The sequence below is a fragment of the Lacticaseibacillus boliensis genome, assembly GCF_054784775.1.
Genome location: NZ_BAAIHN010000001.1, coordinates 61062 through 84749, shown reverse-complemented (window position 1 = coordinate 84749; position 23688 = coordinate 61062). Strand labels below are relative to the sequence as shown.

Sequence of the window (23688 nt, the reverse complement as noted above, 5' to 3'; positions counted from 1 at the left end):
GCCTAACGGCCTGCAAAACCCAACGTGGTTTTGCAGGCCGTTAGTGCGTTGTGCACCAAAACCACTAGTGCCTGGCGGTTTTTTACGCAGTGGGGTGCTTGGAATTGGCCCGAATCCCGGCGCTTGTTTCAGCGTTTAAAAACAGTTAAGCTAGATGCATGTCGCAACCAACAAGTTCAGTTTTTTAATGGAAGGGTGTCAGTGTTTTGCCTTTATCCAAACACGAAATGTTCATGAAGCTGCTGGAGCAGCTTCAATTGCCACAAGATCTGGCAAATTATCCAGGCTTTCAAGAGGCCACGATCGATCAAGTCGACGTGCACGCGAAGTCGCGTCACTATCACTTCACCATCGGGGTGCCAACAATCTTACCGATCGCGGTGTTCACGCCGTTTGAACAACATCTTGAAGCCGCGTTCAAAGATATCGCCAGCGTCAGTCTGACGATTGCTGCGGCAACGCCGGCATTCGATCAGGCACTGCTCGCCGGTTACTGGTCTTATGTCGTCACCCACGCCGGAATCGCCTCCAGTTTGGTTTATGAGTTGTGCATGAAGCAGCAGCCACAGCTGACAGACGGTCGTGTCAGCCTCACCGCAGACAATCAGCCGGTGAAGGATTTTCTGGTCAACCAAGGCCTTGGCAAACTCGAAGAGGCGTATCACAACGTTGGCTTCCGCACCTTGCACCTCAATGCCGATGTCGATGAGGAACAAGCCAGCGCGCAGCGCGAAGCGTTCAAGGCCCAACAGGCCCAACAAACGGCGGAGATGGCCAAGCATGCCGCAGAAGTTGTTCAAAAGCGGCAGCAGGCGCAGGCGGCCGATCCCGATGCCGCCAGCGGCCCGATCGTGATCGGTCGGCCAATCAAAAGCAACGATGAGCCTGCACAGATGATCGCAATCTCTCAAGAAGAACGCTCCGTTATCATCGAAGGCTACGTGTTTGATGTCGAGGTACGTTCGTTGCGCTCCAAGCGCAAGTTGTTGATGATCAAGGTCACCGACTACACCTCAAGTTTTGTCGTCAAGAAATTTTCTAACAATGCCGACGATGAAGCCATGTTTGATCGCATCAAGACTGGGATGTGGTTCCGGTTGCGGGGGAGCGTTCAAGAAGACAGCTATTCCCGCGAGTTGACGGTCATGGCCCAAGACATGCAGCAAGTTTCTCATCCCCAGCCGAAAGATGACGTTCAAGGCGACAAACGTGTGGAGCTACACTTGCACACGAACATGTCGACCATGGATGGGATGGCGAGCATCTCCGATTATGTTGCTCGGGCTGCAGCTTGGGGCCATACGGCCATCGCCGTCACCGATCACGCCGGCTTGCAGGCCTATCCGGAAGCCCATTCAGCAGCGGCTAAAGCAGGGCTGAAAATGATTTATGGCGTCGAGGTCAACCTGGTCGACGACGGCACCCCGGTGGCTTATAACGCTGATGAGCCACGAGACTTAGAAAGCGCAACGTATGTGGTCTTCGATATCGAAACCACCGGCTTGTCTGCGGTCTATGACAAGATTATCGAAATCGCAGCGGTGAAGATGCAAGACGGCAAGGTGATCGATGAGTTCGAAGAATTACTCGATCCCGGCTTTCCGCTTTCTGAATTCACCATCAATCTGACCCATATCACTGACGACATGGTGCGCGGAAGCAAAACCGAGCCGGAAGTTCTCAATGCCTTCCGGACGTTTTGTGACGGCACGATCATGGTCGGTCACAATGTGACGTTTGACGTGGGTTTCATCAACGCGGGCTACCGCCGGTTGGGTGAAGACACCATCCAAAATCCAATTGTCGATACGCTGGAACTGTCACGCATGTTGCATCCAGAGCGCAAGAATCACAAGCTTGACACCTTGACCAAGGCATACAAGATCTCATTGGAGAATCACCACCGGGCCAACGCCGATTCCGAAGCGACCGGGTATCTGTTATACGCCTTGGAAAAAGAGGCCGCCAAAAACTTTGAGATCACGACCTTGGATCAGCTGAATTCCCGTGTTGGCTTAGGGGATGCTTGGCAACAAAGTCGGCCCAGCCATGCCGTGATCTTGGCTAAGACGCAAGCGGGATTGAAGAACCTCTTCAAGCTGGTGTCAATGTCCAATGTCGAGACCTACTACCGGATGCCACGGGTACCGCGCAGCCGACTACAGAAGATGCGCGAAGGCTTGTTGGTCGGTTCTGCCTGCTCAAGTGGTGAAGTCTTCACTGCGATGATGCAGAAAGGTTATGCCGAAGCGGAAGAAAAAGCGAAGTTCTACGATTATCTCGAGGTCCAACCGCTGGCTAACTATCTACCGCTCAAAGAAGCGGAGCTGGTCAAAGGGGATGCCCACCTCAAAGATATCATCCAAAACATCATCAAGATTGGGCAGGAACAAGACAAGCCGGTTGTGGCAACCGGCGATGCTCATTATCTCGACGCTAACGACGCCATCTATCGCAAGATCTTGATCCACTCTCAAGGCGGCGCCAATCCGCTGAACCGCCACAGCTTGCCTGACGTGCATTTCCGCTCGACCCAAGAGATGCTCGCAGCTTTTGACTGGTTGCCAGAAGACGTCGCGCACCGTTTGGTGGTCGATAACACGCATCAAGTCGCCGACTGGGTGGCCGACGATATCACCCCGGTGAAGACCAAGCTTTACACGCCGGAGATTCCCGGGGTCAAAGAGGGCTTACGCAATGACGTGATGACCAAAGCTCATGAACTTTATGGGGAGAAGCTTCCCGAGATCGTCCAGAAGCGGCTGGATAAAGAGCTCGAGTCGATCATCGGTAACGGGTTTGCGGTGATTTATCACATTGCCCAACAGCTAGTGTTGAAGTCCAACAAAGACGGTTACTTGGTTGGTTCTCGTGGGTCTGTCGGTTCCAGTCTGGCAGCCACCATGGCGGGGATCACTGAGATCAATCCGTTGCCGCCGCACTATCGCTGCCCACAATGCCAATACTCTGAGTTTTACACCAAAGGGGAATATGGTTCTGGGTTTGACCTCCCGGACAAAAACTGCCCGAATTGTGGTGCTGAGCTGGTCAAAGATGGCCAAGACATTCCTTTTGAAACGTTCTTAGGGTTCAAGGGTGACAAGGTGCCTGATATTGATCTGAACTTTTCCGGAGACTATCAGGCGGTTGCCCATAACTACATCAAGGTCTTGTTTGGTGAAGACCACGCCTTTCGTGCCGGAACCATTGGCACGGTGGCAGACAAAACCGCTTATGGGTATGTGAAGGCGTACGAACGGGACACCGGCCAGATGATTCGTGGTGCGGAAATCGACCGGCTTGCCAAAGGCGCCACCGGCGTCAAGCGGACAACAGGGCAGCACCCGGCCGGGATCTTAATCGTGCCTGAAAAAATGGACATCTATGATTTCTCGCCGATTCAATATCCTGCAGACGATCAAAACGCCGCGTGGAAAACCACTCACTTTGATTTTCATTCGATCCACGATAACATTCTGAAGATGGATGTCTTGGGCCATGATGATCCAACGATGATCCGGATGCTGCAAGATCTGTCGGGGATCGAACCCAAGAGTATCCCGATGGACGATCCCGGGGTGATGTCGCTATTTTCCAGCACCGAGGCGCTGGGGGTGACCCCTGAACAGATCAATTCCAAGACCGGGACGCTCGGCGTGCCAGAGTTTGGGACCCGGTTCGTCCGGGGGATGTTGGAAGAAACCCATCCCAAACATTTTTCCGAGTTGCTCCAGATTTCCGGGCTGTCCCATGGTACCGACGTGTGGTTGGGCAACGCGGAAGAGCTGATCAAAAACAAAGTCGTCACGATCAAAGAAGTGATCGGCTGTCGTGATAACATCATGATGGACTTGATCCACTGGGGAATGGATGATTCGATGGCCTTCAACATCATGGAACGGGTCCGTAAAGGGCGCGGGATCCCCGATGAGTGGCAGCAGGCGATGCGAGATAACGAGAATGTGCCAGATTGGTATATCGATTCTTGTTTGAAGATCAAGTACATGTTTCCGAAGGCCCATGCCGCTGCCTATGATCTGATGGGACTGCGGATTGCGTGGTTCAAGGTGTATTTCCCGCTAGTATATTACGCGTCTTATTTCTCTGTGCGGGCGGAGGACTTCGATCTGGTGGCGATGAGCTACGGAAAGGAAGCAACCAAGGCCGCCATCAAAGAAATTGCGGATAAGGGTATGGACGCCAGCGCCAAAGAAAAAGGGTTGATGACGATCCTGGAAATCGCCAACGAGTGCTTGGAGCGCGGTTTCAAGATCTTGATGGTCGACATCGAAAAGTCTGATGCCCATGACTTCTTGATCGTCGACGACCATACCTTGCTCGCGCCGTTCCGTGCGGTGCCAGGATTAGGCGATAACGTTGCCAAGCAGATCGTGTCTGCGCGCGAAGAAAAACCGTTCCTATCTAAAGAAGACTTGGCAACGCGGGGGAAGGTCTCAAAGACCTTGATCGATTACATGACAGAAAACCATGTGCTTGACGGCCTGCCAGATGAAAACCAGTTGTCGCTGTTTGAAGGGCTATTCTAACCTGATGGCTTCAGAGGCCGACGGTACTGGGCACATTGACGTGTGATTTTGCTGGATGCAAGGTGTCAAGGGTTTAACCCGTACAGTGTGGTTGCATCTGGTTGTAACCTGTGCTAAATTAGTATTAGTAATTATGATGTCGGCCGGGAGTGAGCAGTGATGCTCACTCTTTTTCATGGACGACAGGCACTCAATTTTGAATAAAGGGGGGGAAGCATGAGTACAGTTGTTGAAACCGTGTCTGCGGTCGTTAATCCGATCTTGGACACGCATGGCTTCTATCTCAGTGATATCGAATTCGTTAAGGAAAGCGGGAGCTGGTACCTGCGGGTGTATATTGACAAGCCTGGTGGGATTTCCCTTAATGAATGCGTCTTGGTTTCTGAGGCGTTGTCAGAGCAGCTCGATGCGATGGATCCCGATCCGATTCCACAAGCGTATTTCTTGGAGGTCTCAAGCCCTGGCGCTGAGCGGCCGCTAAAGAACGAAGCGGATTACAAAAATGCCGTCGGTGAGTATATTCATATCTCATTGTTCGCCAAGGTTAATGGCAAGAAGGTTTATGAAGGCACACTGAAGGCCTTGACCGAGACCACATTGACTTTGACGCTGCGTGACAAAGCGCGCAAGTTCGATCAGACCTTCGAGCGGTCCGCGATTGCCAAGGCACGTTTAGCCATCGAGTTCTAATCTGAAGTTAAAGGGAGATCAACATGTCAAAGGAAATGATTGAGGCGCTAGACGCCTTAGAACAAGAAAAAGGAGTCAAAAAGGCGATCGTCATCGACGCGTTGGAACAAGCCTTGGCGAGTGCGTACAAGCGCAACTACAACCAGGCCCAAAACGTTGAAGTGACTTTCGACAAAGACCGCGGTGACATCCACGTGTATGCGGTCAAAGAAGTCACAGAAGAAGTCTTTGACTCTCGCTTGGAAGTCAGCTTAAAGGATGCCTTGGCAATCAACCGGGCGTACGAAATCGGTGACGAGATTCGCTTCGAAGTAACCCCTAAAGATTTTGGTCGGATTGCGGCGCAAACCGCTAAGCAAGTCATCATGCAACGGGTGCGTGAAGCAGAGCGGGCGATCGTTTATGATGAATATTCTCAATATGAAGAAGAAATCATGACCGGGGTCGTTGAACGACGGGATAACAAGTTCATCTACGTCAACCTGGGTAAGATCGAAGCCGTTCTTGGCAAGCAAGACCAGATGCCTAACGAGCATTACGAAGCGCATGACCGCATCAAGGTTTACGTGACGAAGGTCGAAAATGCCACCAAGGGCCCGCAGGTCTTCGTTTCGCGGACGAACCCTGGGTTGGTTAAGCGCCTGTTCGAGCAAGAAGTACCAGAAATTTTCGACGGGGTCGTTGAAATTGCCGGTATTGCGCGCGAAGCCGGCGACCGAACCAAGATCGCGGTGAAGTCCAACAACCCTTCCGTCGATCCTGTCGGGACCACCGTTGGCCCTAAAGGTGCGCGTGTGCAGGCGGTTGTCAACGAACTGTCCGGCGAGAACATGGACGTCGTGCAGTACGAAGAAGATCCGGTCGATTATATCGCTAACGCCTTGAACCCGGCACAGGTCATCGCCGTGCAATTCAACGATGAAGACAACGATCGTTCATGCACTGTGATCGTTCCTGATTATCAGCTGTCGTTAGCAATTGGAAAGAAGGGGCAAAACGCCCGTCTGGCCGCTAAGCTGACCGGCTACAAGATCGACATCAAGCCGGAATCTGAAGTTGAATTCGTCGATGACGATGAGTTTGCGGAAGAAGACGAAGCGGTCGACTCAGCAACCTTTGCTTCAGACGCTGAGGCGGAAGTTGCCCCAGAAACAGAAGCACCGGCCGCCGAAGCTGCGCCAGATGCCACAGATGCTGCCAACGATGCAGAAGCCGGCGACCAAACGGCGCCTGACGACGAAGCATAGGAGGGCAATCATGGCTAAAGTGCGAAAGATTCCGATGCGTAAAGATTTGTTGAGCGGCGAGATGTTTCCAAAAAAAGAGATGGTGCGCATCGTGCGTAACGCAGATCAAACCGTCTCGATCGATCCAACCGGCAAAGCCGCAGGTCGTGGCGCCTATGTGGCGTTGGTACCTGAAGCCATTGCCACAGCCAAGAAGAAGCAAGTGATCGATAAGGCCTTCGACGTCACTGTCGATCCGGCGTTTTATGACGAATTGTTCGCATATGTCGATCACAAGAAGGCACGGCAAGAATTGTTTGGGGAAACCAAGCAATGACGCCACAACAACAAGCGGCTAACCTCTTGGGGTTAGCGCGGCGAGCAGGTAAGTTGACACTGGGAGAAGGCTTTGTGTTAGGCGCCATCCGTGATGGTAGCGCCCGCCTTGTCCTTGTTGCCACCGATGCCAGCGCCAACACGATCAAGCAGTTTACTGATAAAAGTAGCTTTTATGAAGTTCCCATACTGAAAGTGATGTCCAAAGTGGATATTGCCCAAGCAATCGGGGTTCCGCGCACGGCAATCGCCGTGATCGATCAAGGTTTCGCTAAGAAGCTGATAAAGCTGCTCACCTAAATTAACAGGGAGCGTGAAGAAATGGGCAAAAAACGAGTCTATGAATTTGCTAAAGAAATGAATGTCCCATCAAAAGCAGTGATCGATGCTGCTGCAAAACAAGGGATCGAATTCAAAGGGCACATGTCAACCATGGAGCCTGAACAAGAAAATAAGGTACGCCAGGCCTTGAAGCCGGCAGCGGCTAAGCCTGCTGCTGAAAAGCCAGCGCCTACCACCAAGCCAGCGGCCAAGCCAGAAGCAACCGTCGATGCCCCTAAGCAGGCGGCACCAGGCCCGCATCATGCGACGACAAAGACGAAAGATGGCAAAACGTTGATCGCCAAGTCGGCGATTCGCCGGCCACACGCGACACAGTCCGGCCAAGGTAACCAGCGCCCTGGCACCCAACAACGCAATCATAACGGCAACCCGCGTAACAATGATCGCAGCAATAACCGCAATCCTCGCAATAACCGCGACAATCGTCAACAGCGTGCTGCGACTGGTCCGATGCCACGTGCTGGACGTGCAACGGCTGCTAACAGCCAGCCACGTCCTGTTGCGGGTAACGACGAGAAGTTCATCCAGCAACTGAAGCAACAACAAGCGGCCAAAGAGGCCAAGCGTCAAGCTGCAGAGGCTGCCAAGGCCAAGCCAGCGGCACCGGCACAACCGGCACAACGGCAAACCAGCCAGCCGACACAGCATCAAAATAATCAACGCCCACAAAGCCAACGTCCGGCAGCGGCCAAGCCAGCCGCTCAAGCATCGACGTCTGCGCCGCGGCCAGCGCGGAATCATTTTGAATCTGCACCGCAAAGCAACAACAATAGCCATGGCAACGGCCGTGGCGGTCGTAACACCTACGGCAACAACCGCGGGGGCTACAACAATGGTTACGGCAACGGGCGTAACAACCGTCGCAACCGAAAGAACAAGAAGCGCCAGCAGCAGAGTGCCCCGAAGAAGCCGTTGCCACAGCGTAAAGATCGGCCGTTACCAGAGACTTTGGTTTACACGGTCGGCATGAACGCGCAAGACCTGGGTAAGATCTTGCATCGCGAACCGGCCGAGATCATCAAGAAGCTCTTCATGCTGGGTGTGATGGTCAACCAAAACCAAAGCCTTGATAAAGACACCATCGAGCTGATCGCGACTGATTACGGCATCGAAGCGCAAGAGAAGGTCGAAGAGGATATCACCGACTTGGATAAGGTCTTTGAAGAAGAGACCTCAAGCACGGATAACCTGGTTTCGCGGCCACCAGTGGTCACTATCATGGGACACGTTGATCATGGTAAGACGACCCTGCTGGACAAGTTGCGTCATACGCATGTCACCGAAGGCGAAGCCGGCGGGATCACGCAGCACATCGGCGCTTATCAAACGCGTTTGAATGATCGGGTCATCACCTTCTTGGATACCCCAGGGCACGCGGCGTTCACCAACATGCGTGCGCGTGGTGCTGATATCACCGATATCATCGTGCTGGTTGTTGCGGCCGATGATGGTGTGATGCCACAGACGGTTGAAGCAATCAACCACGCGCGTGCGGCCAACGCACCGATCATCGTGGCGGTCAACAAGATCGATAAGCCAGGTGCTAACCCGAACCACGTCATGGAACAACTTTCAGAATATCAGCTGATTCCTGAAAGCTGGGGTGGCGACACCATCTTCGTGGAAATCTCTGCGAAGTTTGGTAAGAACATCGACGAATTGCTCGAAATGATCTTACTGGAAGCCGACGTTCTGGAACTCAAGGCCAACCCAGACCAAAAGGCCGTCGGGACTGTGATCGAATCACGTCTGGACAAAGGCCGCGGGCCTGTTTCCACCGTCTTGGTTCAACAAGGGACGTTGCGCATCGGCGATCCTGTCGTTGTCGGCAACACCTATGGGCGGATCCGGAGCATGACCAACGACCGCGGTCGTCGGGTCAAGGAAGCTTTGCCTTCCATGCCAGTCGAAATCACTGGGCTCAACGACGTGCCACAATCAGCAGATCGCTTCGTTGTCTTTGACGATGAAAAGACTGCCCGTGCCGCCGGTGAAGAACGTGCCAAGCGCGCATTAGACAAGGAACGTCAACAGACGACCCACGTCACCCTCGACAACTTGTTCGAGACGATGAAGGAAGGCCAACTCAAAGAAGTTGACGTCATCATCAAGGCCGATGTGCAAGGGTCTGTTGAAGCCATCGCAAGCAGCTTGAAGAAGATCGATGTTGAAGGTGTTCGTGTCAACATTATTCACCAAGCCGTTGGGGCGATCAACGAATCTGATGTGACCTTGGCGTCTGCTTCTAACGCCATCATTATCGGGTTCAATGTCCGGCCAACACCACAAGCCAAGGCGCAAGCCGACACTGATGATGTTGATATCCGTCTGCACTCTGTCATCTACAAGGCGATCGAAGAGATCGAATCCGCGATGAAAGGGATGCTGGAACCAACCTACGAAGAAAAGATTACCGGGCAGATCACTGTGCGTGAAACCATTTCTGTTTCGAAGGTCGGGACGGTTATTGGCGGTTACGTCGATACTGGCTTCATCAACCGCGACTCTAAGGTCCGCTTGATCCGTGATGGCATCGTGATCTACGAAGGCGAACTGGGTTCCCTGCGTCGCTTTAAGGATGACGTGAAAGAAGTCCGTTCTGGCTTCGAGTTTGGGATGACGATCGAAGGTTACAACGACGTCAAGGTCGACGATCAGATCGAAGCTTACCAGATGGAAGAAGTTCCAGTTAAGTAACGTATCGCTTGACGTCAACGTTTGCCCCATATCACCTCGTCAGGGGTGATATGCCACAACAAGGAGAATCACAATGAAACATCGTATTGGACGGGTAGAAACCCAGATCCAGCGTGAGATCGACGACATTTTGTTGAAAGATGTCAACGATCCGCGGGTGCAAGGTGTGACGATCACTGGGATCAATCTTACCGGCGACCTCCAAGAGGCGACTGTGTATTTCAGCATTCTTTCGGATGATCCAAAGAAAATCGCTGAAGCACAGACCGGCTTGGACAAGGCGACTGGTTTGATCCGCAGGGAAGTCGGCCAACGCATCAAGTTGTACAAGACGCCGGAGATTCATTTTGAGCAAGACCAATCCGTGCAGTATGGTGCCCGGATCGACCAGTTGCTCGCTGAAATGAAGCGTAAGCAGTAACATGAAAGCCGCCACTTTGGCGGCTTTTTGCGTGGCCTCGCGGGTAATCTGGCGGTGGCCTTTTGCAGGGCGTTACGCGTATAATGGAATGAGTTATGTGTGAAAGGATTGATCCCATGGACGGCATTTTGCCAGTATATAAACCTGTTGGTGTCACGAGTCACGACGTGGTCGCTCAGTTACGCCGACTGCTTCATATGAAAAAAATCGGGCACTCCGGTACGCTTGACCCCAGCGTTGATGGGGTCTTGCCGATCGCGCTAGGTGCCGCCACCAAGGCGGTGCCAGCGTTAATGGCGGCAGGTAAGACCTACACGGGTGAAGTCACGTTAGGATTTGCTACCGAAACCGAAGACCTCGACGGCGCAGAAGTCGAGCGTGTTGTGTTGCCGCAGCCGTTCACCACGGCCCAGATCGACCAGGCGTTGGCGACGCTGACCGGTGAGATCACCCAGATTCCGCCGATGTATTCCGCGGTGAAGGTCAACGGACGCAAACTTTATGAATATGCGCGTGCCGGCGAAACGGTGACGCGTCCAAAACGGCAAGCGACGGTTTATGCGTTTACGCGCACCGATGCGGGCAGCTTTGATGCCGTCCGCGGCGAGCAGCGGTTCAAATTCTCGGTTCGCGTCAGCAAAGGCACCTATATCCGGACGCTGGCAGTGGCAGTCGGGCATCTGCTCGGGGTACCGGCGGTGATGAGTCAGCTGACGCGGATCGCCAGCGGTGGGTTCACGCTCGATGAGACCTTGGATCTGCGGCCCCTGACGCCTGACACGGCGCCGGCCGCAGTCGCAGAAAAATTGCGGCCGATCGAGTTTGCTTATGGTGACTTACCGCTTTTGGCGCTTGATGACGACCAGTGGGAGCGGTTGAACCACGGCCGCTTCTTGAAGCTGGACGCGAGCCAACCACGGCTCGGATTGACCTATCACGGGCTGCTTAAGGCGGTGTATCGCCAAGATGGTGATCTGTACCGGCCAGACGTGATGTATCTCGCAAACGAAGGAAGTTTTAACGCATGCAAGTGATCGATATTCAACCCCCATTAACAGACGAATTGCGCCCGCAGTCACCGATCGTCTTGGCCCTCGGCTTTTTTGATGGCGTCCATCGTGGCCATCAGGCGGTGATCACGCGCGCCAAGCAAATCGCGATCGCCAAGCACTCGCCGCTGGCGGTCATGACGTTTGACGTGCACCCGGCAGTGATTTATCAAGGCGTGCCTGCCGAATCCGTGAAGTATCTGTCGCCGCGGCCACGCAAAGAAGCCTTGATGGCTAGCCTAGGCGTTGATCTGCTGTATTTTGTCCATTTCACGCCTGAGTTTGCCGGGCTGCAACCCCAAGCGTTCGTTGACCAATATCTTGTTGGATTGAACGCCCAAGTCGTTGTTGCCGGCTTTGACTATACTTATGGCAAAAAGGCGATTGCCAACATGACCACGCTCCCTGATTACGCGCAGGGGCGTTTTGAGATTATTACTGTGCCGGCACACCGCCAAGATGGGGAAAAAATCTCCTCGACGCACATTCGCGAAGCACTGGATGCAGGGGATGTCGATCGGGCTAACCAACTGTTAGGCTATCAGTACCAAACGACTGGGGTCGTGGTTCACGGCGAGGCGCGCGGGCGCACGCTGGGGTTCCCGACGGCTAACATCAATACGCCGAACGCAGAACGGTTGCCTGGCATTGGGATCTACACGGTGCGGATGCAGGTCAACGGCCGATGGTTTGGCGGCATGGCGTCTGTCGGCCGTAACGTCACTTTTGGGGCCGGACGCGACGTCACCTTGGAGATCAATCTGTTTGATTTTGATGCTGATATTTATGGCGAACAGGTGGTCGTTCAATGGTGCCATTATCTGCGTGGCGAGATCAAGTTTGCCGGTGCTGAAGGGTTGATCACCCAGCTGCAAGCCGACCGTGAGCACAGCTTGGCGTATCTGAAAAAGGAAGTGTCTTGATGGCAGGGGCTTACGTGCACATTCCGTTTTGTGAGCACATCTGTTACTATTGCGATTTCAACAAAGTTTTCATCGAAGGCCAGCCAGTTGACGATTATGTGGCGATGTTGTTGCGAGAAATGAAGATGGTGATGGCAAGCCACCCAAACGAACGTATTGAAACGGTGTATGTCGGCGGTGGCACCCCGACCACGTTGACGCCGCACCAACTTGACCAACTCTGTCAGGGCATCCGTTCGGCACTCCATTTTGACCACGGGGAGTTCACGTTTGAGGCCAATCCCAACGACTTGCAGGATCTGGAAAAGTTAAAGGTCTTGAAGGCCAACGGCGTCAACCGCCTGTCGATCGGGGTGCAAAGCTTCGATGACGCCATTCTCAAAAAGATCGGGCGCATCCACCGGGTCGCTGACGTGTACACGGCAATCGCCAACGCCCGGAAAGTGGGCTTTGAGAACCTGTCGATCGATCTCATCTTTCGTTTGCCGGGGCAGAGCCGGGAAAACTTTTTACACAGTTTACAGGCCGCATTGGCGCTGGACTTGCCGCATTATTCCACGTATTCACTGATTTTAGAGCGCAAGACGATTTTTTATAACCTGATGCGCAAAGGCAAGCTGGCCTTACCGACGCAAGATGTTGAAGCCGACATGTACCAAGACGCGATCGACTTGATGCACACCCATGGTCGCGAGCAATACGAAATCGCCAACTTCGCCAAGCCAGGGTTTGAGTGCCAACACAACTTGTTGTACTGGCAAAATGACCACTATTTTGGCTTCGGTGCTGGCGCGTTCGGTTATGTCGGGCGGGATCGTTACCACAACTTTGGCCCGATCCAGCAATACCTCGCACCGCTTCACGACCACAAGGTGCCGGTGATCGAACACCACCTGGTACCGCTTGAAGAGCAGATCGAAGAGGAAATGTTTCTGGGCTTGCGCACCCGTGCTGGCGTCAGCCGCCAGCGTTTTTACCAGCGGTATCAGATGCGGGTCGAAGACGTCTATGGTGATCTAGTCGAAGACTTGTGCGAACAAGGATTGATGGTCGCAGACGGCGATCGTTTGGTTTTGACGAACAAAGGGATGTTTTTAGGTAACGAAGTCTTTCAACAATTTTTATTAGACAATCCGTTGGTCTAATCTAGGGCTGAAGGCTGATTTTACGCCGATAGCCGTAGATTTTAGCACTCTAGGGGTTGACTATGCTAATACGCGTTGCTAGTATAGTAATTGTGTTAGCACTCATCTGTTGTTAGTGCTAAGAAGAGGGTGGCAATATGTTGACAAAACGCCAACTGCTCGTCTTGAAAGAGATTATCCGCTCCTTCACCGAAACCGGTCAGCCGGTCGGTTCCAAAACCTTGATGGCGGAACTACCGATCCATGTCAGCTCGGCGACGATCCGAAATGACATGGCGGCCCTGGAAGAAGCAGGACTGATTACCAAGACTCACAGTAGTTCTGGGCGTGTGCCCTCGACCAAAGGCTACCGGTATTACTTGGACAACTTAGTCGAGCCGGCACAAGCGGAACCTGCCGAGATTGCTGCGATTCAGCAAGGCTTCGGCGGACATTTTTATAAGATTGACGAAATCGTCGCGCAGTCAGCACGGATCTTATCCAACCTGACGAATTACACGGCGATCACACTCGGGCCTGAAGTGTCTAACCTGCGGCTGACCGGTTTTCGGCTGGTGCCGCTGGGAAACCATCAGGTGATGGCGATCCTGGTGACCAATAATGGGAATGTGGTCAACCAGCTGTTTACCCTTCCCGGTGAGATCGATTCCGATGAAGTGGAAAAGGCGATCCGGATCGTGAACGATCAGCTGGTCGGGTTACCACTGAATCAGGTCGCTAAGAAGTTGCAAGGCGATGTCCCATCATTGCTGTACAAGTATATGACCAGCCCGGATGGGTTCTTGGATATCTTCGGCAACGTGTTGAAACAGGCCGCGGCCGAGCGCTTTTATGTTGGCGGGCGGTTGAATCTGATGGATTATCTTGATGATTCTGATGTGCGCCGCGTCAAGCAGATCTTCTCGCTGTTTGATGATGATTCCAGTGATATCAATCAACTCATCGGGCCGGTGTCAGATTCCAGTGGCGTTCGCGTCCGCCTCGGCCAAGAGCTGACACCTGATGTCCTCGATGATCTCAGCTTGATCACCGCCAGTTATTCAGTTGGCGATCACGGCACCGGGATGATTGCGTTACTGGGGCCGACACAGATGCCGTATTCGAAGATGATCGGCTTGCTCGACGCCTTTCGTGAAGAGTTAGCCAAGCGGCTGACCGATTACTATTCACATTTTGATCAATAATAAAAGGAGGTCGCTTATGGCAGACGAAAAGCAAAAACCTGAAACCAATGAGGAACCCAAGCAGCAACCTGAAAAGGATGCTGAAAAAAAAGCGGAACCTTCGTTGAAAGAAGAGATCGAGGCTGAAATGAAGGCCGATCTCGACGAGCAGGTCAAAGAAGCACCTGTAGATGTCAAGAAGCTCCAACAAGAGCGCGACGATTTTGAAGACAAGTATCTGCGCGCCGCTGCAGAAATCAGCAACATGAACAACCGCTTCAAAAAAGAGCGCGCAACGCTTTTGCAATACGATGGGCAAAAGCTCGCCACCGCTGTTTTGCCTGTACTCGACAACCTTGAGCGGGCCTTGCAAGCCAGCACCGATGACGCGGATCCATTGAAAAAAGGGGTCGAGATGGTTTATAGCCACCTCGAATCGGCCCTCAAAGAAAACCACGTTGAGAAGGTGCCGACAGACGGCAAGTTTGATCCGACACTGCATCAGGCGGTGCAGACGGTGCCGGCAGACGACGATCATCCTAAAGACAGCATCGTGCAGGTCCTTCAGCAAGGCTATAAGATGAAGGAACGCGTGTTGCGTCCGGCGATGGTGGTTGTGGCATCATAACCAGCTGAATTCGCTTTGTTTCACTCTGGTAAGGGACTTGCCGGCGCCTGACAGGCAATGGCAATTAAAATTAGTTAATCAAAAATTTAGAAGAAGGTATGACAATGAGTAAAGTTATTGGGATCGACTTAGGGACCACCAACTCCGCTGTTGCGGTGCTCGAAGGTGGCGAACCGAAGATCATCACCAACCCAGAAGGCAACCGTACCACGCCTTCCGTCGTTGCGTTCAAAGACGGCGAAATTCAAGTTGGTGAAGTGGCCAAGCGCCAGGCAATCACTAACCCAGATACCATCGTGTCGATCAAGCGGCACATGGGCGAAGCCGGTTACACGGTGAAGGTGGGCGATAAGGCCTACACACCACAAGAAATCTCCGCTCAGATCCTGCAATACATTAAGAATTTTGCTCAGGATTATTTGGGTGAAGAAGTTACCGACGCGGTCATCACCGTGCCAGCCTACTTCAACGACTCCCAGCGTCAGGCGACCAAGGATGCCGGCAAGATCGCTGGCTTGAATGTTTCTCGGATTGTCAACGAACCAACGGCTTCTGCTTTGGCTTACGGCCTTGATAAAGGCGACGCCGATGAAAAGGTTCTGGTTTACGACCTTGGCGGTGGGACCTTCGATGTTTCCATCTTGCAACTTGGCGATGGCGTTTTCGAAGTGCTTTCCACGAACGGTGATACCCGTCTTGGTGGGGATGACTTTGATGACAAGATCATCAACTGGTTGGTTGACGAGTTCAAGGCTGAAAACGGCATTGACTTATCTAAAGACAAGATGGCCATGCAACGTCTGAAGGACGCGGCTGAAAAGGCGAAGAAAGACCTGTCTGGCGTTTCTTCCACCCAGATCTCATTGCCATTCATTTCCGCCGGTGCCAACGGCCCGCTGCATTTGGAACGCACCTTGACCAAGGCGCAGTTTGAACAGATGACGGAAGACTTGGTCGAAAAGACTAAGATCCCAGTCGACAACGCGTTGAAGGATGCTGGCTTGACCGCCTCTGATCTTGATAAGGTCATCTTAAACGGTGGTTCCACCCGGATCCCAGCCGTTCAAGAAGCTGTTAAGAACTGGACCGGCAAGGAACCTGACCACAGCATCAACCCTGATGAAGCCGTTGCGCTTGGCGCGGCGATCCAAGGTGGGGTCATTTCCGGTGACGTCAAGGATGTCGTTTTGCTCGATGTTACACCGCTTTCCCTTGGGATCGAAACCATGGGTGGGGTGTTCACCAAGTTGATCGATCGCAACACCACGATCCCGACATCTAAGAGCCAAGTCTTCTCGACGGCCGCTGATAACCAGCCTGCTGTTGATATCCACGTGCTCCAAGGCGAACGGCCAATGGCTGCTGACAACAAGACGCTGGGTCGTTTCCAGCTGACCGACATTCCTGCTGCCCCTCGTGGCGTACCGCAAATCGAAGTTAAGTTCGACATCGATAAGAACGGTATCGTCCAAGTTTCCGCTAAGGATATGGGCACCGGGAAGTCGCAAAACATCACGATCAAGAGTTCTAGCGGTTTGTCCGACGAAGAAATCGATCGCATGATGAAAGAAGCCAAGGAAAACGAAGAAGCCGATAAGAAGCGCAAGGAAGAAGTCGATCTGAAGAACGACGTCGACCAACTGCTTTTCCAAACCGACAAGACCTTGAAGGACTTGAAGGGTAAGGTTTCCGACGACGAGATCAAGAAGGCCGAAGACGCTAAGGAAGCCTTGAAGAAGGCCCAACAAGAAAACAACGTCGAAGACATGAAGACCAAGCGCGACGAGCTCAACAAGATCGTTCAAGACTTGACGGTCAAGTTGTACGAACAAGCCCAAAAAGATCAGCAAGCAAAGTCCGCAACCGGCGCCGATGACGCAGGCCAAGGCGGTGCTGCTGGTGCCAAGAAGTCTGACGATGATGATACCATTGATGGTGAATACAAAGACGTCAACGACAACAAGTAAGCACCTGGGTTAGAAGAGCCAAAGCCAGCTGGCTTTGGCTCTTTTGGTGAATTGTACTTGTGAGACGTTGTATGTTATTCTGTATTAGCTTTTGGTACAGACATTAGGAGGCAATAATGGCAGAGCAGAAAGATTACTACGACATTCTCGGTGTCAGTCGAGATGCCGACGATGCGACCATCAAGAAGGCCTTTCGGCAACTTTCTAAAAAATATCATCCAGACATCAACCACGCCCCTGGCGCAGAACAAAAGTTCAAGGAAATCAACGAAGCTTATCAGGTCTTGTCTGATCCGCAAAAGCGGGCAGCGTTCGATCAATATGGGTCAGCTGACGGCCCACAAGGCTTCGGTGGTCAAGGCGGCCAAGGGTTTGGTGGCTTTAGTCAAGGCGGTTTTGGTGGCGGTGGCTTCGAAGATATCTTCAGCCAGTTCTTCGGTGGCGGTGGCCAGCAGCAACGGGCCAACAGCCCGCGGCAAGGGGCCGATCTGCAATACCGGATGGATCTGAAGTTTGAAGAAGCGATTTTCGGCAAAGACACCAAAGTCTCCTATGATCGCGAAGCAATTTGCAAGACCTGTGGCGGTTCCGGCGCCAAGCCAGGAACCAGTCCGGTCACCTGTCATAAGTGTCACGGTTCTGGTTATATCCAAGTCCAACGCAACACGCCGCTTGGCGCAATGATGAGCCAAGAAGTTTGCGACGTTTGTGGCGGTACCGGTAAGGAAATCAAGGACAAGTGTGTCGATTGCCACGGTACAGGTCACAAGCAAGAACGCCACACAATCGACGTCAAGGTGCCAGCCGGTGTTGAAGACGGGCAGCAGATGCGTCTGCAAGGTGCTGGTGAAGCCGGGACGAACGGTGGCCCTTATGGGGATCTGTTCATCGTGTTCCGGGTCGCCGCAAGCGACAAGTACGAACGCGACGGCGCGACGATCTACCTAAAGATCCCGATCAGCTTCGCTCAGGCGGCCTTAGGTGACACGATCAAGGTCGATACGGTTCATGGTCCGGTCGAACTCAAGATTCCTTCTGGTACCCAGACCCAAAGCAAGTTCCGTTTGCGCGGCAAAGGCGCACCGAGACTGCAAGGTTCAGGCATCGGCGATGAGATCGTCACGGTGACGGTCAAGACGCCAAAGAACCTCAACAGCAAGCAAAAAGACGCCTTGATGGCTTTTGCCGCGGCGAGTGGCGAAGACGTCACCCCGCACGGCGGGCGGCTGTTTGATCGTGTCAAGGATGCGTTCAAAGGCCAATAATCACAAAAATCACGCTCATTGCGAGCGTGATTTTTTGTGTGGCAATTATTGACATTGCTTCAAGAAGTTGACGATCAGCTGCTTGCCGACTTCGGGATCGGTCATGATCGATTCGGGATGGAATTGGACGCCGTAAACCTGGTTAGTGTCGTCTTCGATCGCCATGACGCTGCCGTCGTCGGCTACGGCGCTGAGCGTCAAGCCATCTGGGGCTTCTTTGACGACCAGTGAGTGGTAGCGCGCACCGGTGAATTGGTGTGGGCAATCAGCGAACAACGTGCTGTCTGCCGTGACGGTGATCGTCGACGGTTTGCCGTGCATCAGGGTTTTGGCGGCCACGACTTCGCCACCGTACGCTTGACCGATCGCCTGTTCACCGAGACAGACCCCTAGGATCGGGACGCGGCCGCGCAACGCCTGGATCATCGCTGGCATGTTGCCACCGGCTTCCGGTCGGCCGGGACCGGGCGAGAAAACAACGCCACTGGGCTTTTTGGCGACCAATTCTTCTGCGGTGAGGTCGTCGTTATGCACGACGGTGATCGGCTGCTCGGTGAGGGTGCCCATCAGCTGGTAGAGATTATAAGTGAAACTGTCGTAGTTATCGATAAGATAGATCATGAGCGATCCTCCAAAGCATCTTTGACCCCAGAAATCTTGTTGTTGAATTCTTTGTATTCCAGTCGCGGATCAGAATCTGCGACGATGCCGGCACCAGACTGGAGCAAAAGCTGGTCGCCTTGACGGAAACAAAGCCGGATGCCGATGGCAAAATCGAGATCGCCGTTGTAATCAAAGTAGCCAAGGGCGCCACCATACAGCCCGCGCTTGGTGGGTTCTAGTTCATCGATGATGCTCATTGCGCTTTGCTTCGGGGCGCCTGACAAGGTCCCAGCCGGCAGCAGCGAGTCGATAATTTGCATTGGGGTGGTGTCTTTGCGAGCCTTGCTTTCAACAACAGAACCGAGATGCATGACGTTGGCGAACTTCAACAGCGCACGGGTGCGGGTAACAGCGACGGTCCCGAATTCGCTGACGGCGCCGAGGTCGTTGCGACCCAGATCGATCAACATGTTGTGTTCAGAAAGCTCTTTTTCTGAGTGTTGCAACTCATAGGCAAACGCGTCGTCTTCTTCTTTGGTACGTCCGCGGCGGCGGGTGCCGGCTAGCGGGTAGGTGAACAAGGTGTCTTCGCGGCGACGGATCAAGGTTTCTGGAGAGGCTCCGAGGGCTTCGTAATCACCGTCTTGGAAGTAGAACTGATAAGGGGTCGGGTTGGCGGCGAACAGGCTTGCCGCTTGGCTGCGCAGTGATCCGGCGATCGTGGCGTATTGCTGATTGGCCATGATCAATTGAAAAATATCGCCTAAGCGAATATGTTGTTGCGCCTGGCGGACGCGGGCTTCAAACGTGTCTTCGTCAAAAGTCATCTGTAAAGGCGTCGTGAAGGAAAACGGTGCAGGCACATAGGTGGCGGCGCCGTTGGTGATCTGGTCGCGCACCGCCGTGAGCTTCTCTTGAACCGTCGCAAACTTGGCGGCATCAAGGCCTTTAGTTGGGACGATATGGCTGATGGTGACCCGCTGGGCATCGCGTTCGTAGGCAATCACCGTAGAGACGATAAACAAGTCGGCGTCATCGAGATGGTGGGGGTCTGCGGCCTTAAGGTCCAGGTGTTGTTTGGCATATTGGGCGTATTCATAGGCAAAATAGCCGCCGATGCCGCCGGTGAAAACCGGCAGATCAGCAATGTGGGGCGTGCGCTGGCTGGCCAACAGATCGTCGATCACCGGACCCAGTGCGGTTTTGGTCGTCGTGGTCGTCTTGCCATCGTCGACAGTGAGTTCACCTTGGCGATAGCGGTAGGCGGTGCCGATTTCCGCGGCGATCAACGTCGTGCCGGCGTCGGCTGAGCGCAACAACAAGGCCTTTTTGTCGGTGGCTTGCAAGCGGTTCAAAACGGCCAGACTGTCGAAGTCAGGCTGGCGGTATTGGATCACGATCGGAACGGCTGGATAGGTGTTTAAATATGGGGTCAAGGTCTCAAAATTCATGTGGGTGCTCCTTTGCTTGGACGTTAGTAACTAGCAACCACTGATTTGCCATCGTGTCATCATTATTCCTCCCGAGAATACAAAAAGTCCGCCCTAAACATCAGTCAAGGACGGACTAGTAATCCGCGGTACCACCTAGATTCACGCGCAACGGCGTGCACTTTGCGAAGAGCCAACACTCTCCCGGAAACTGACGTATTCCAACACGTTACCCCATACTGACCGAAAAAAGCGTTCAGAGGTACCCTCGGTGGTCCATTTGATCAAGTGCCACGGTCGCATTCTCAACAATAACGACTCTCTGTGCGCGCTGCTTGACCCATTCTCCACCTCGACGGTTTATGAGCGAACGATTAATTTAACCTGACTATACAGCGTTAAAACGATTATATCAAGGGGTATTTTGGGGCCGGCCGGTGGCGGCAATAATTCTGCGCGAGAGAATCAAGCGTTTTTGGCGCAGTCTTGGTATAATGGATTGCAGGAACTTAACGAAAGTGAGACCATTCATGGATAAACAGGCATTATTAGAGCGACAAAAACACATCCGCAACTTCTCGATCGTCGCGCATATTGATCACGGCAAATCGACGCTTGCAGACCGGATCTTGGAGCTGACGGATACCATTGCCAAGCGGGACATGCAGGCGCAGGTCTTGGACGACATGGCATTGGAACGCGAACGCGGCATCACAATCAAGCTCAACGCGGTCGAGCTGCACTACAAGGCGAAGGACGGAGAGACGTACATTTTCCATCTGATCGACACGCCGGGACACGTCGACTTTTCTTATGAAGTGTCGCGTTCTTTGGCGGCGTGTGAAGGCGCCTTGTTGCTAGTCGATGCCGCGCAAGGCGTCGAAGCGCAAACGCTGGCCAACGTCTATCTCGCTTTGGACGATGATCTGGAAATCGTCCCGATCATCAACAAGGTCGACTTGCCTAGCGCCCAACCAGATGTCGTCAAAGAAGAAATCGAAGAGATGATCGGCCTTGATGCGTCCGATGCCGTTTTGACGTCGGCTAAAACCGGCCTCGGGGTGCCGGAAGTCTTGGAACGGATCGTCTCAGATGTTCCCGCGCCCAGTGGCGATCTCGATGCACCGTTAGAGGCCTTGATTTTTGATTCTGTTTACGATTCTTACCGTGGCGTCGTCTTGGCGGTGCGCGTCAAAGAAGGTATTGTGAAACCCGGCGACAAGATCGAACTGATGTCTAACGGCAAGCAGTTTGAAGTTACCGAAGTGGGCGTGATGTCGCCTAAGGCCGTCAAACGAGACTATTTGATGGTCGGGGATGTTGGCTACATCACTGCCAGCATCAAGACGATCCAAGACACGCGGGTCGGCGATACTGTTACCCTGGCCGACAACCCGGCACAAAAGGCGCTTGAAGGCTTTCGCCAGATCACCCCGATGGTTTACTCAGGGGTCTTCCCGGTCGATAACGCGAAGTTCACGGATCTGCGCGAAGCGTTGGAAAAGTTGCAACTCAACGACGCATCACTGGAATTTGAACCCGAAACGTCTCAGGCGTTAGGCTTTGGGTTCCGCGTCGGGTTCTTGGGGCTGTTGCACATGGATGTCGTTCAAGAACGGCTGGAGCGAGAATTTGATCTTGATCTGATCATGACGGCACCTTCTGTTGACTATCAAGTCGATAAAACCGACGGGACGACGATGACGATCGACAACCCGTCGGAACTGCCGGATGCCAGTGAGATCAAAGAGATTCGCGAGCCATACGTTAAGGCCAGCATCATGGTGCCTAACGATTACGTCGGCCCGGTCATGGAAATCGCCCAGCGCAAGCGTGGCGAATTTGTCACCATGGACTATTTGGACAAATATCGGGTCAATGTCATCTACAACCTGCCGCTAAGCGAAATCATCTATGACTTTTTCGATGATCTTAAGTCATCCACTAAAGGTTACGCCAGCTTAGATTACGAGATCACTGGCTACCGGGCTTCTGAGCTGGTCAAAATGGATATCTTGCTCAATGGCGATCCGGTTGATGCCTTGTCGACGATCGTGCACAAAGATTTTGCCTTCGACCGTGGTAAGGCGATCGTGGCCTCACTGAAGCAAACGATTCCGCGGCAACAGTTCGAAGTCCCGATCCAAGCCGCGATCGGCAACAAGATCATCGCCCGTTCCACGGTCAAAGCCTATCGCAAGAACGTCTTGGCCAAGTGTTACGGCGGGGATATCACGCGTAAACGCAAGCTGCTGGAAAAGCAAAAAGCCGGCAAGAAGCGGATGAAGTCGGTAGGGAGCGTCGAAGTTCCTCAGGAAGCGTTCATGTCAATTTTGAAGATGAACGAAGACGACACTAAAGGCAAGTAATCATCGCGCAAATAAGGCGTGTGGCAGTTGCCACACGCCTTATTTGCATACCTCAGAGTTCAAAACGCTACCAGTCGTAACCGCGCGGCTTTTCTTCAGGATGGTCGTCTAGCCAATCCGCGTAGTTCACGTTGAATTGCGGGTCACCGCTGAACAGCCACTGGCGAATCCCTGAGCGGTTATAGGCCTGCGGGTCAGCCAGATAATCTGGCAACTCTGCCATGAATTCTTCAGGTGAACCGGGAAAGGGCTTGGCCAGTTCGTCGTCGATGACCCAATCCTGCCAATCAGGATTGCGCGGTAATTCGACCAGCTTGTCATCGATCACACGATAAAGCTGACAGCCGATCAATTCCTGAAGGAGCTGCCAGTTGCGAGGCTTCGTCCATTCGTAGATAACCGTGCGAATTTCGGAGCGACTGACTTCATAGATCCCCAAGAATGGCGGTTCGCCCGGCTTAGCGTACTTGGTAGGATCGGCGTAAAGTTGGTGGCCAGGCGTCGGGGTAAAAAGCCGCCACAGCAATCGGCGTTCAACTTGTTTGACGGCCGCAAGCGATCCGTAAACCAGCGATTCATTCGTGCCGTCTTGAATTAATTCGTAGTGTGCTTGTGTCAAACCAGTCTGCCTCCCGGAGGTTGAGTTTTTGTTGTCAGTAGGTTGCTTACGCCGCCAACCCAGGCACTGCCAGGGTCAAAGCCACTTGTTCGTCGATCGTCAACGGCCGGCCCAAAACACGCGGCAGGTCGTCGAGTAGCTTATCTGCTTCGAGCATGCCGCTACCGTCGCGGCTTTGCAAGCGCACCATGTTGCGCGGTGCGTGTTGTTTGCTGATCGTCCAGTTTGCAATTGTGATAGGAAGTTTCATCGATTATCACCTCAGTAT

Annotated in this window: 19 protein-coding genes; 15 read left to right on the top strand and 4 right to left on the bottom strand. The window is 53.2% G+C overall.

Annotated elements, in window-relative coordinates:
- Positions 1 to 206: 206 nt before the first annotated feature.
- From ACYVRB_RS00380 to dnaJ, 14 genes are all read left to right on the top strand, one after another.
- Positions 207 to 4547: a PolC-type DNA polymerase III gene (locus ACYVRB_RS00380; RefSeq protein ID WP_461212840.1), complete on the top strand. Its 4341-nt coding sequence runs from the start codon at positions 207 to 209 to the stop codon at positions 4545 to 4547.
- Positions 4548 to 4763: 216 nt separating this feature from the next.
- A complete protein-coding gene (gene rimP / locus ACYVRB_RS00375; RefSeq protein ID WP_461212839.1) occupies positions 4764 to 5237 on the top strand; it encodes a ribosome maturation factor RimP in 474 nt (157 codons plus the stop codon).
- A 23-nt stretch (positions 5238 to 5260) separates the two neighbouring features.
- Complete coding sequence (nusA, locus tag ACYVRB_RS00370) at positions 5261 to 6484, top strand: transcription termination factor NusA (protein ID WP_461212838.1); 1224 nt, start codon at positions 5261 to 5263, stop codon at positions 6482 to 6484.
- A gap of 10 nt (positions 6485 to 6494) precedes the next feature.
- Entirely contained in the window at positions 6495 to 6800 is a 306-nt protein-coding gene (rnpM, locus tag ACYVRB_RS00365; RefSeq protein ID WP_461212837.1) for an RNase P modulator RnpM, read from the top strand.
- A complete protein-coding gene (locus tag ACYVRB_RS00360; protein ID WP_461212836.1) occupies positions 6797 to 7099 on the top strand; it encodes a L7Ae/L30e/S12e/Gadd45 family ribosomal protein in 303 nt (100 codons plus the stop codon). Before rnpM ends, ACYVRB_RS00360 begins: the two co-directional genes overlap by 4 nt.
- 21 nt (positions 7100 to 7120) lie before the next feature.
- On the top strand, positions 7121 to 9838 hold the full coding sequence (gene infB, locus ACYVRB_RS00355) for a translation initiation factor IF-2 (protein ID WP_461212835.1): 2718 nt from the start codon (positions 7121 to 7123) through the stop codon (positions 9836 to 9838).
- A 73-nt stretch (positions 9839 to 9911) separates the two neighbouring features.
- Positions 9912 to 10259 carry a 30S ribosome-binding factor RbfA gene (rbfA, locus tag ACYVRB_RS00350; protein WP_461212834.1) on the top strand — a complete coding sequence of 116 codons (348 nt, stop codon included), beginning with the start codon at positions 9912 to 9914 and terminating at the stop codon, positions 10257 to 10259.
- 116 nt (positions 10260 to 10375) lie between these two features.
- The gene (truB, locus tag ACYVRB_RS00345; RefSeq protein ID WP_461212833.1) at positions 10376 to 11293 is read left to right on the top strand and encodes a tRNA pseudouridine(55) synthase TruB; all 918 of its coding nucleotides are present in this window, start codon (positions 10376 to 10378) and stop codon (positions 11291 to 11293) included.
- On the top strand, positions 11284 to 12231 hold the full coding sequence (gene ribF, locus ACYVRB_RS00340) for a riboflavin biosynthesis protein RibF (RefSeq protein ID WP_461212832.1): 948 nt from the start codon (positions 11284 to 11286) through the stop codon (positions 12229 to 12231). The genes truB and ribF overlap by 10 nt, the downstream gene beginning before the upstream one ends.
- Positions 12231 to 13376, top strand: coding sequence for a radical SAM family heme chaperone HemW (hemW, locus tag ACYVRB_RS00335; protein ID WP_461212831.1), 1146 nt, complete (start codon positions 12231 to 12233; stop codon positions 13374 to 13376). The genes ribF and hemW overlap by 1 nt, the downstream gene beginning before the upstream one ends.
- A 137-nt stretch (positions 13377 to 13513) precedes the next feature.
- Complete coding sequence (hrcA, locus tag ACYVRB_RS00330; protein WP_461212830.1) at positions 13514 to 14560, top strand: heat-inducible transcriptional repressor HrcA; 1047 nt, start codon at positions 13514 to 13516, stop codon at positions 14558 to 14560.
- A gap of 16 nt (positions 14561 to 14576) precedes the next feature.
- Positions 14577 to 15167, top strand: a complete 591-nt coding sequence (grpE, locus tag ACYVRB_RS00325) for a nucleotide exchange factor GrpE (RefSeq protein ID WP_461212829.1) — start codon at positions 14577 to 14579, stop codon at positions 15165 to 15167.
- A 98-nt stretch (positions 15168 to 15265) separates the two neighbouring features.
- Complete coding sequence (gene dnaK, locus ACYVRB_RS00320; RefSeq protein WP_461212828.1) at positions 15266 to 17134, top strand: molecular chaperone DnaK; 1869 nt, start codon at positions 15266 to 15268, stop codon at positions 17132 to 17134.
- Positions 17135 to 17250: 116 nt separating this feature from the next.
- On the top strand, positions 17251 to 18399 hold the full coding sequence (dnaJ, locus tag ACYVRB_RS00315) for a molecular chaperone DnaJ (RefSeq protein ID WP_461212827.1): 1149 nt from the start codon (positions 17251 to 17253) through the stop codon (positions 18397 to 18399).
- A 45-nt stretch (positions 18400 to 18444) separates the two neighbouring features.
- On the opposite strand, the gene ACYVRB_RS00310 is transcribed toward dnaJ, so the two are convergent.
- Together ACYVRB_RS00310 and ACYVRB_RS00305 are read right to left on the bottom strand one after the other, a co-directional pair.
- Positions 18445 to 19020: an anthranilate synthase component II gene (locus tag ACYVRB_RS00310; protein WP_461212826.1), complete on the bottom strand. Its 576-nt coding sequence runs from the start codon at positions 19018 to 19020 to the stop codon at positions 18445 to 18447.
- Complete coding sequence (locus ACYVRB_RS00305; protein WP_461212825.1) at positions 19017 to 20453, bottom strand: anthranilate synthase component I family protein; 1437 nt, start codon at positions 20451 to 20453, stop codon at positions 19017 to 19019. Before ACYVRB_RS00305 ends, ACYVRB_RS00310 begins: the two co-directional genes overlap by 4 nt.
- A gap of 509 nt (positions 20454 to 20962) precedes the next feature.
- On the opposite strand from ACYVRB_RS00305, the gene lepA reads away from it, so the two are divergent.
- The gene (gene lepA, locus ACYVRB_RS00300; protein WP_461212824.1) at positions 20963 to 22801 is read left to right on the top strand and encodes a translation elongation factor 4; all 1839 of its coding nucleotides are present in this window, start codon (positions 20963 to 20965) and stop codon (positions 22799 to 22801) included.
- Positions 22802 to 22868: 67 nt separating this feature from the next.
- Here lepA and ACYVRB_RS00295 read toward each other — a convergent pair whose 3' ends face one another.
- Together ACYVRB_RS00295 and ACYVRB_RS00290 are read right to left on the bottom strand one after the other, a co-directional pair.
- Complete coding sequence (locus ACYVRB_RS00295; RefSeq protein WP_461212823.1) at positions 22869 to 23420, bottom strand: hypothetical protein; 552 nt, start codon at positions 23418 to 23420, stop codon at positions 22869 to 22871.
- 46 nt (positions 23421 to 23466) lie between these two features.
- Positions 23467 to 23670, bottom strand: coding sequence for a hypothetical protein (locus ACYVRB_RS00290; RefSeq protein ID WP_461212822.1), 204 nt, complete (start codon positions 23668 to 23670; stop codon positions 23467 to 23469).
- Between the last annotated feature and the right edge of the window lie 18 nt (positions 23671 to 23688).

Bases quoted from the DNA above. Each gene is read 5' to 3' on its own strand.
- ACYVRB_RS00310 (WP_461212826.1), bottom strand. From the start codon at position 19,020: ATGATCTATCTTATCGATAACTACGACAGTTTCACTTATAATCTCTAC.
- hrcA (WP_461212830.1), top strand. From the start codon at position 13,514: ATGTTGACAAAACGCCAACTGCTCGTCTTGAAAGAGATTATCCGCTCC.
- rbfA (WP_461212834.1), top strand. From the start codon at position 9,912: ATGAAACATCGTATTGGACGGGTAGAAACCCAGATCCAGCGTGAGATC.
- nusA (WP_461212838.1), top strand. From the start codon at position 5,261: ATGTCAAAGGAAATGATTGAGGCGCTAGACGCCTTAGAACAAGAAAAA.
- dnaK (WP_461212828.1), top strand. From the start codon at position 15,266: ATGACAATGAGTAAAGTTATTGGGATCGACTTAGGGACCACCAACTCC.
- truB (WP_461212833.1), top strand. From the start codon at position 10,376: ATGGACGGCATTTTGCCAGTATATAAACCTGTTGGTGTCACGAGTCAC.
- dnaJ (WP_461212827.1), top strand. From the start codon at position 17,251: ATGGCAGAGCAGAAAGATTACTACGACATTCTCGGTGTCAGTCGAGAT.
- lepA (WP_461212824.1), top strand. From the start codon at position 20,963: ATGGATAAACAGGCATTATTAGAGCGACAAAAACACATCCGCAACTTC.
- ACYVRB_RS00290 (WP_461212822.1), bottom strand. From the start codon at position 23,670: ATGAAACTTCCTATCACAATTGCAAACTGGACGATCAGCAAACAACAC.
- hemW (WP_461212831.1), top strand. From the start codon at position 12,231: ATGGCAGGGGCTTACGTGCACATTCCGTTTTGTGAGCACATCTGTTAC.
- rnpM (WP_461212837.1), top strand. From the start codon at position 6,495: ATGGCTAAAGTGCGAAAGATTCCGATGCGTAAAGATTTGTTGAGCGGC.
- rimP (WP_461212839.1), top strand. From the start codon at position 4,764: ATGAGTACAGTTGTTGAAACCGTGTCTGCGGTCGTTAATCCGATCTTG.
- ACYVRB_RS00305 (WP_461212825.1), bottom strand. From the start codon at position 20,453: ATGAATTTTGAGACCTTGACCCCATATTTAAACACCTATCCAGCCGTT.
- ribF (WP_461212832.1), top strand. From the start codon at position 11,284: ATGCAAGTGATCGATATTCAACCCCCATTAACAGACGAATTGCGCCCG.
- ACYVRB_RS00360 (WP_461212836.1), top strand. From the start codon at position 6,797: ATGACGCCACAACAACAAGCGGCTAACCTCTTGGGGTTAGCGCGGCGA.
- infB (WP_461212835.1), top strand. From the start codon at position 7,121: ATGGGCAAAAAACGAGTCTATGAATTTGCTAAAGAAATGAATGTCCCA.
- grpE (WP_461212829.1), top strand. From the start codon at position 14,577: ATGGCAGACGAAAAGCAAAAACCTGAAACCAATGAGGAACCCAAGCAG.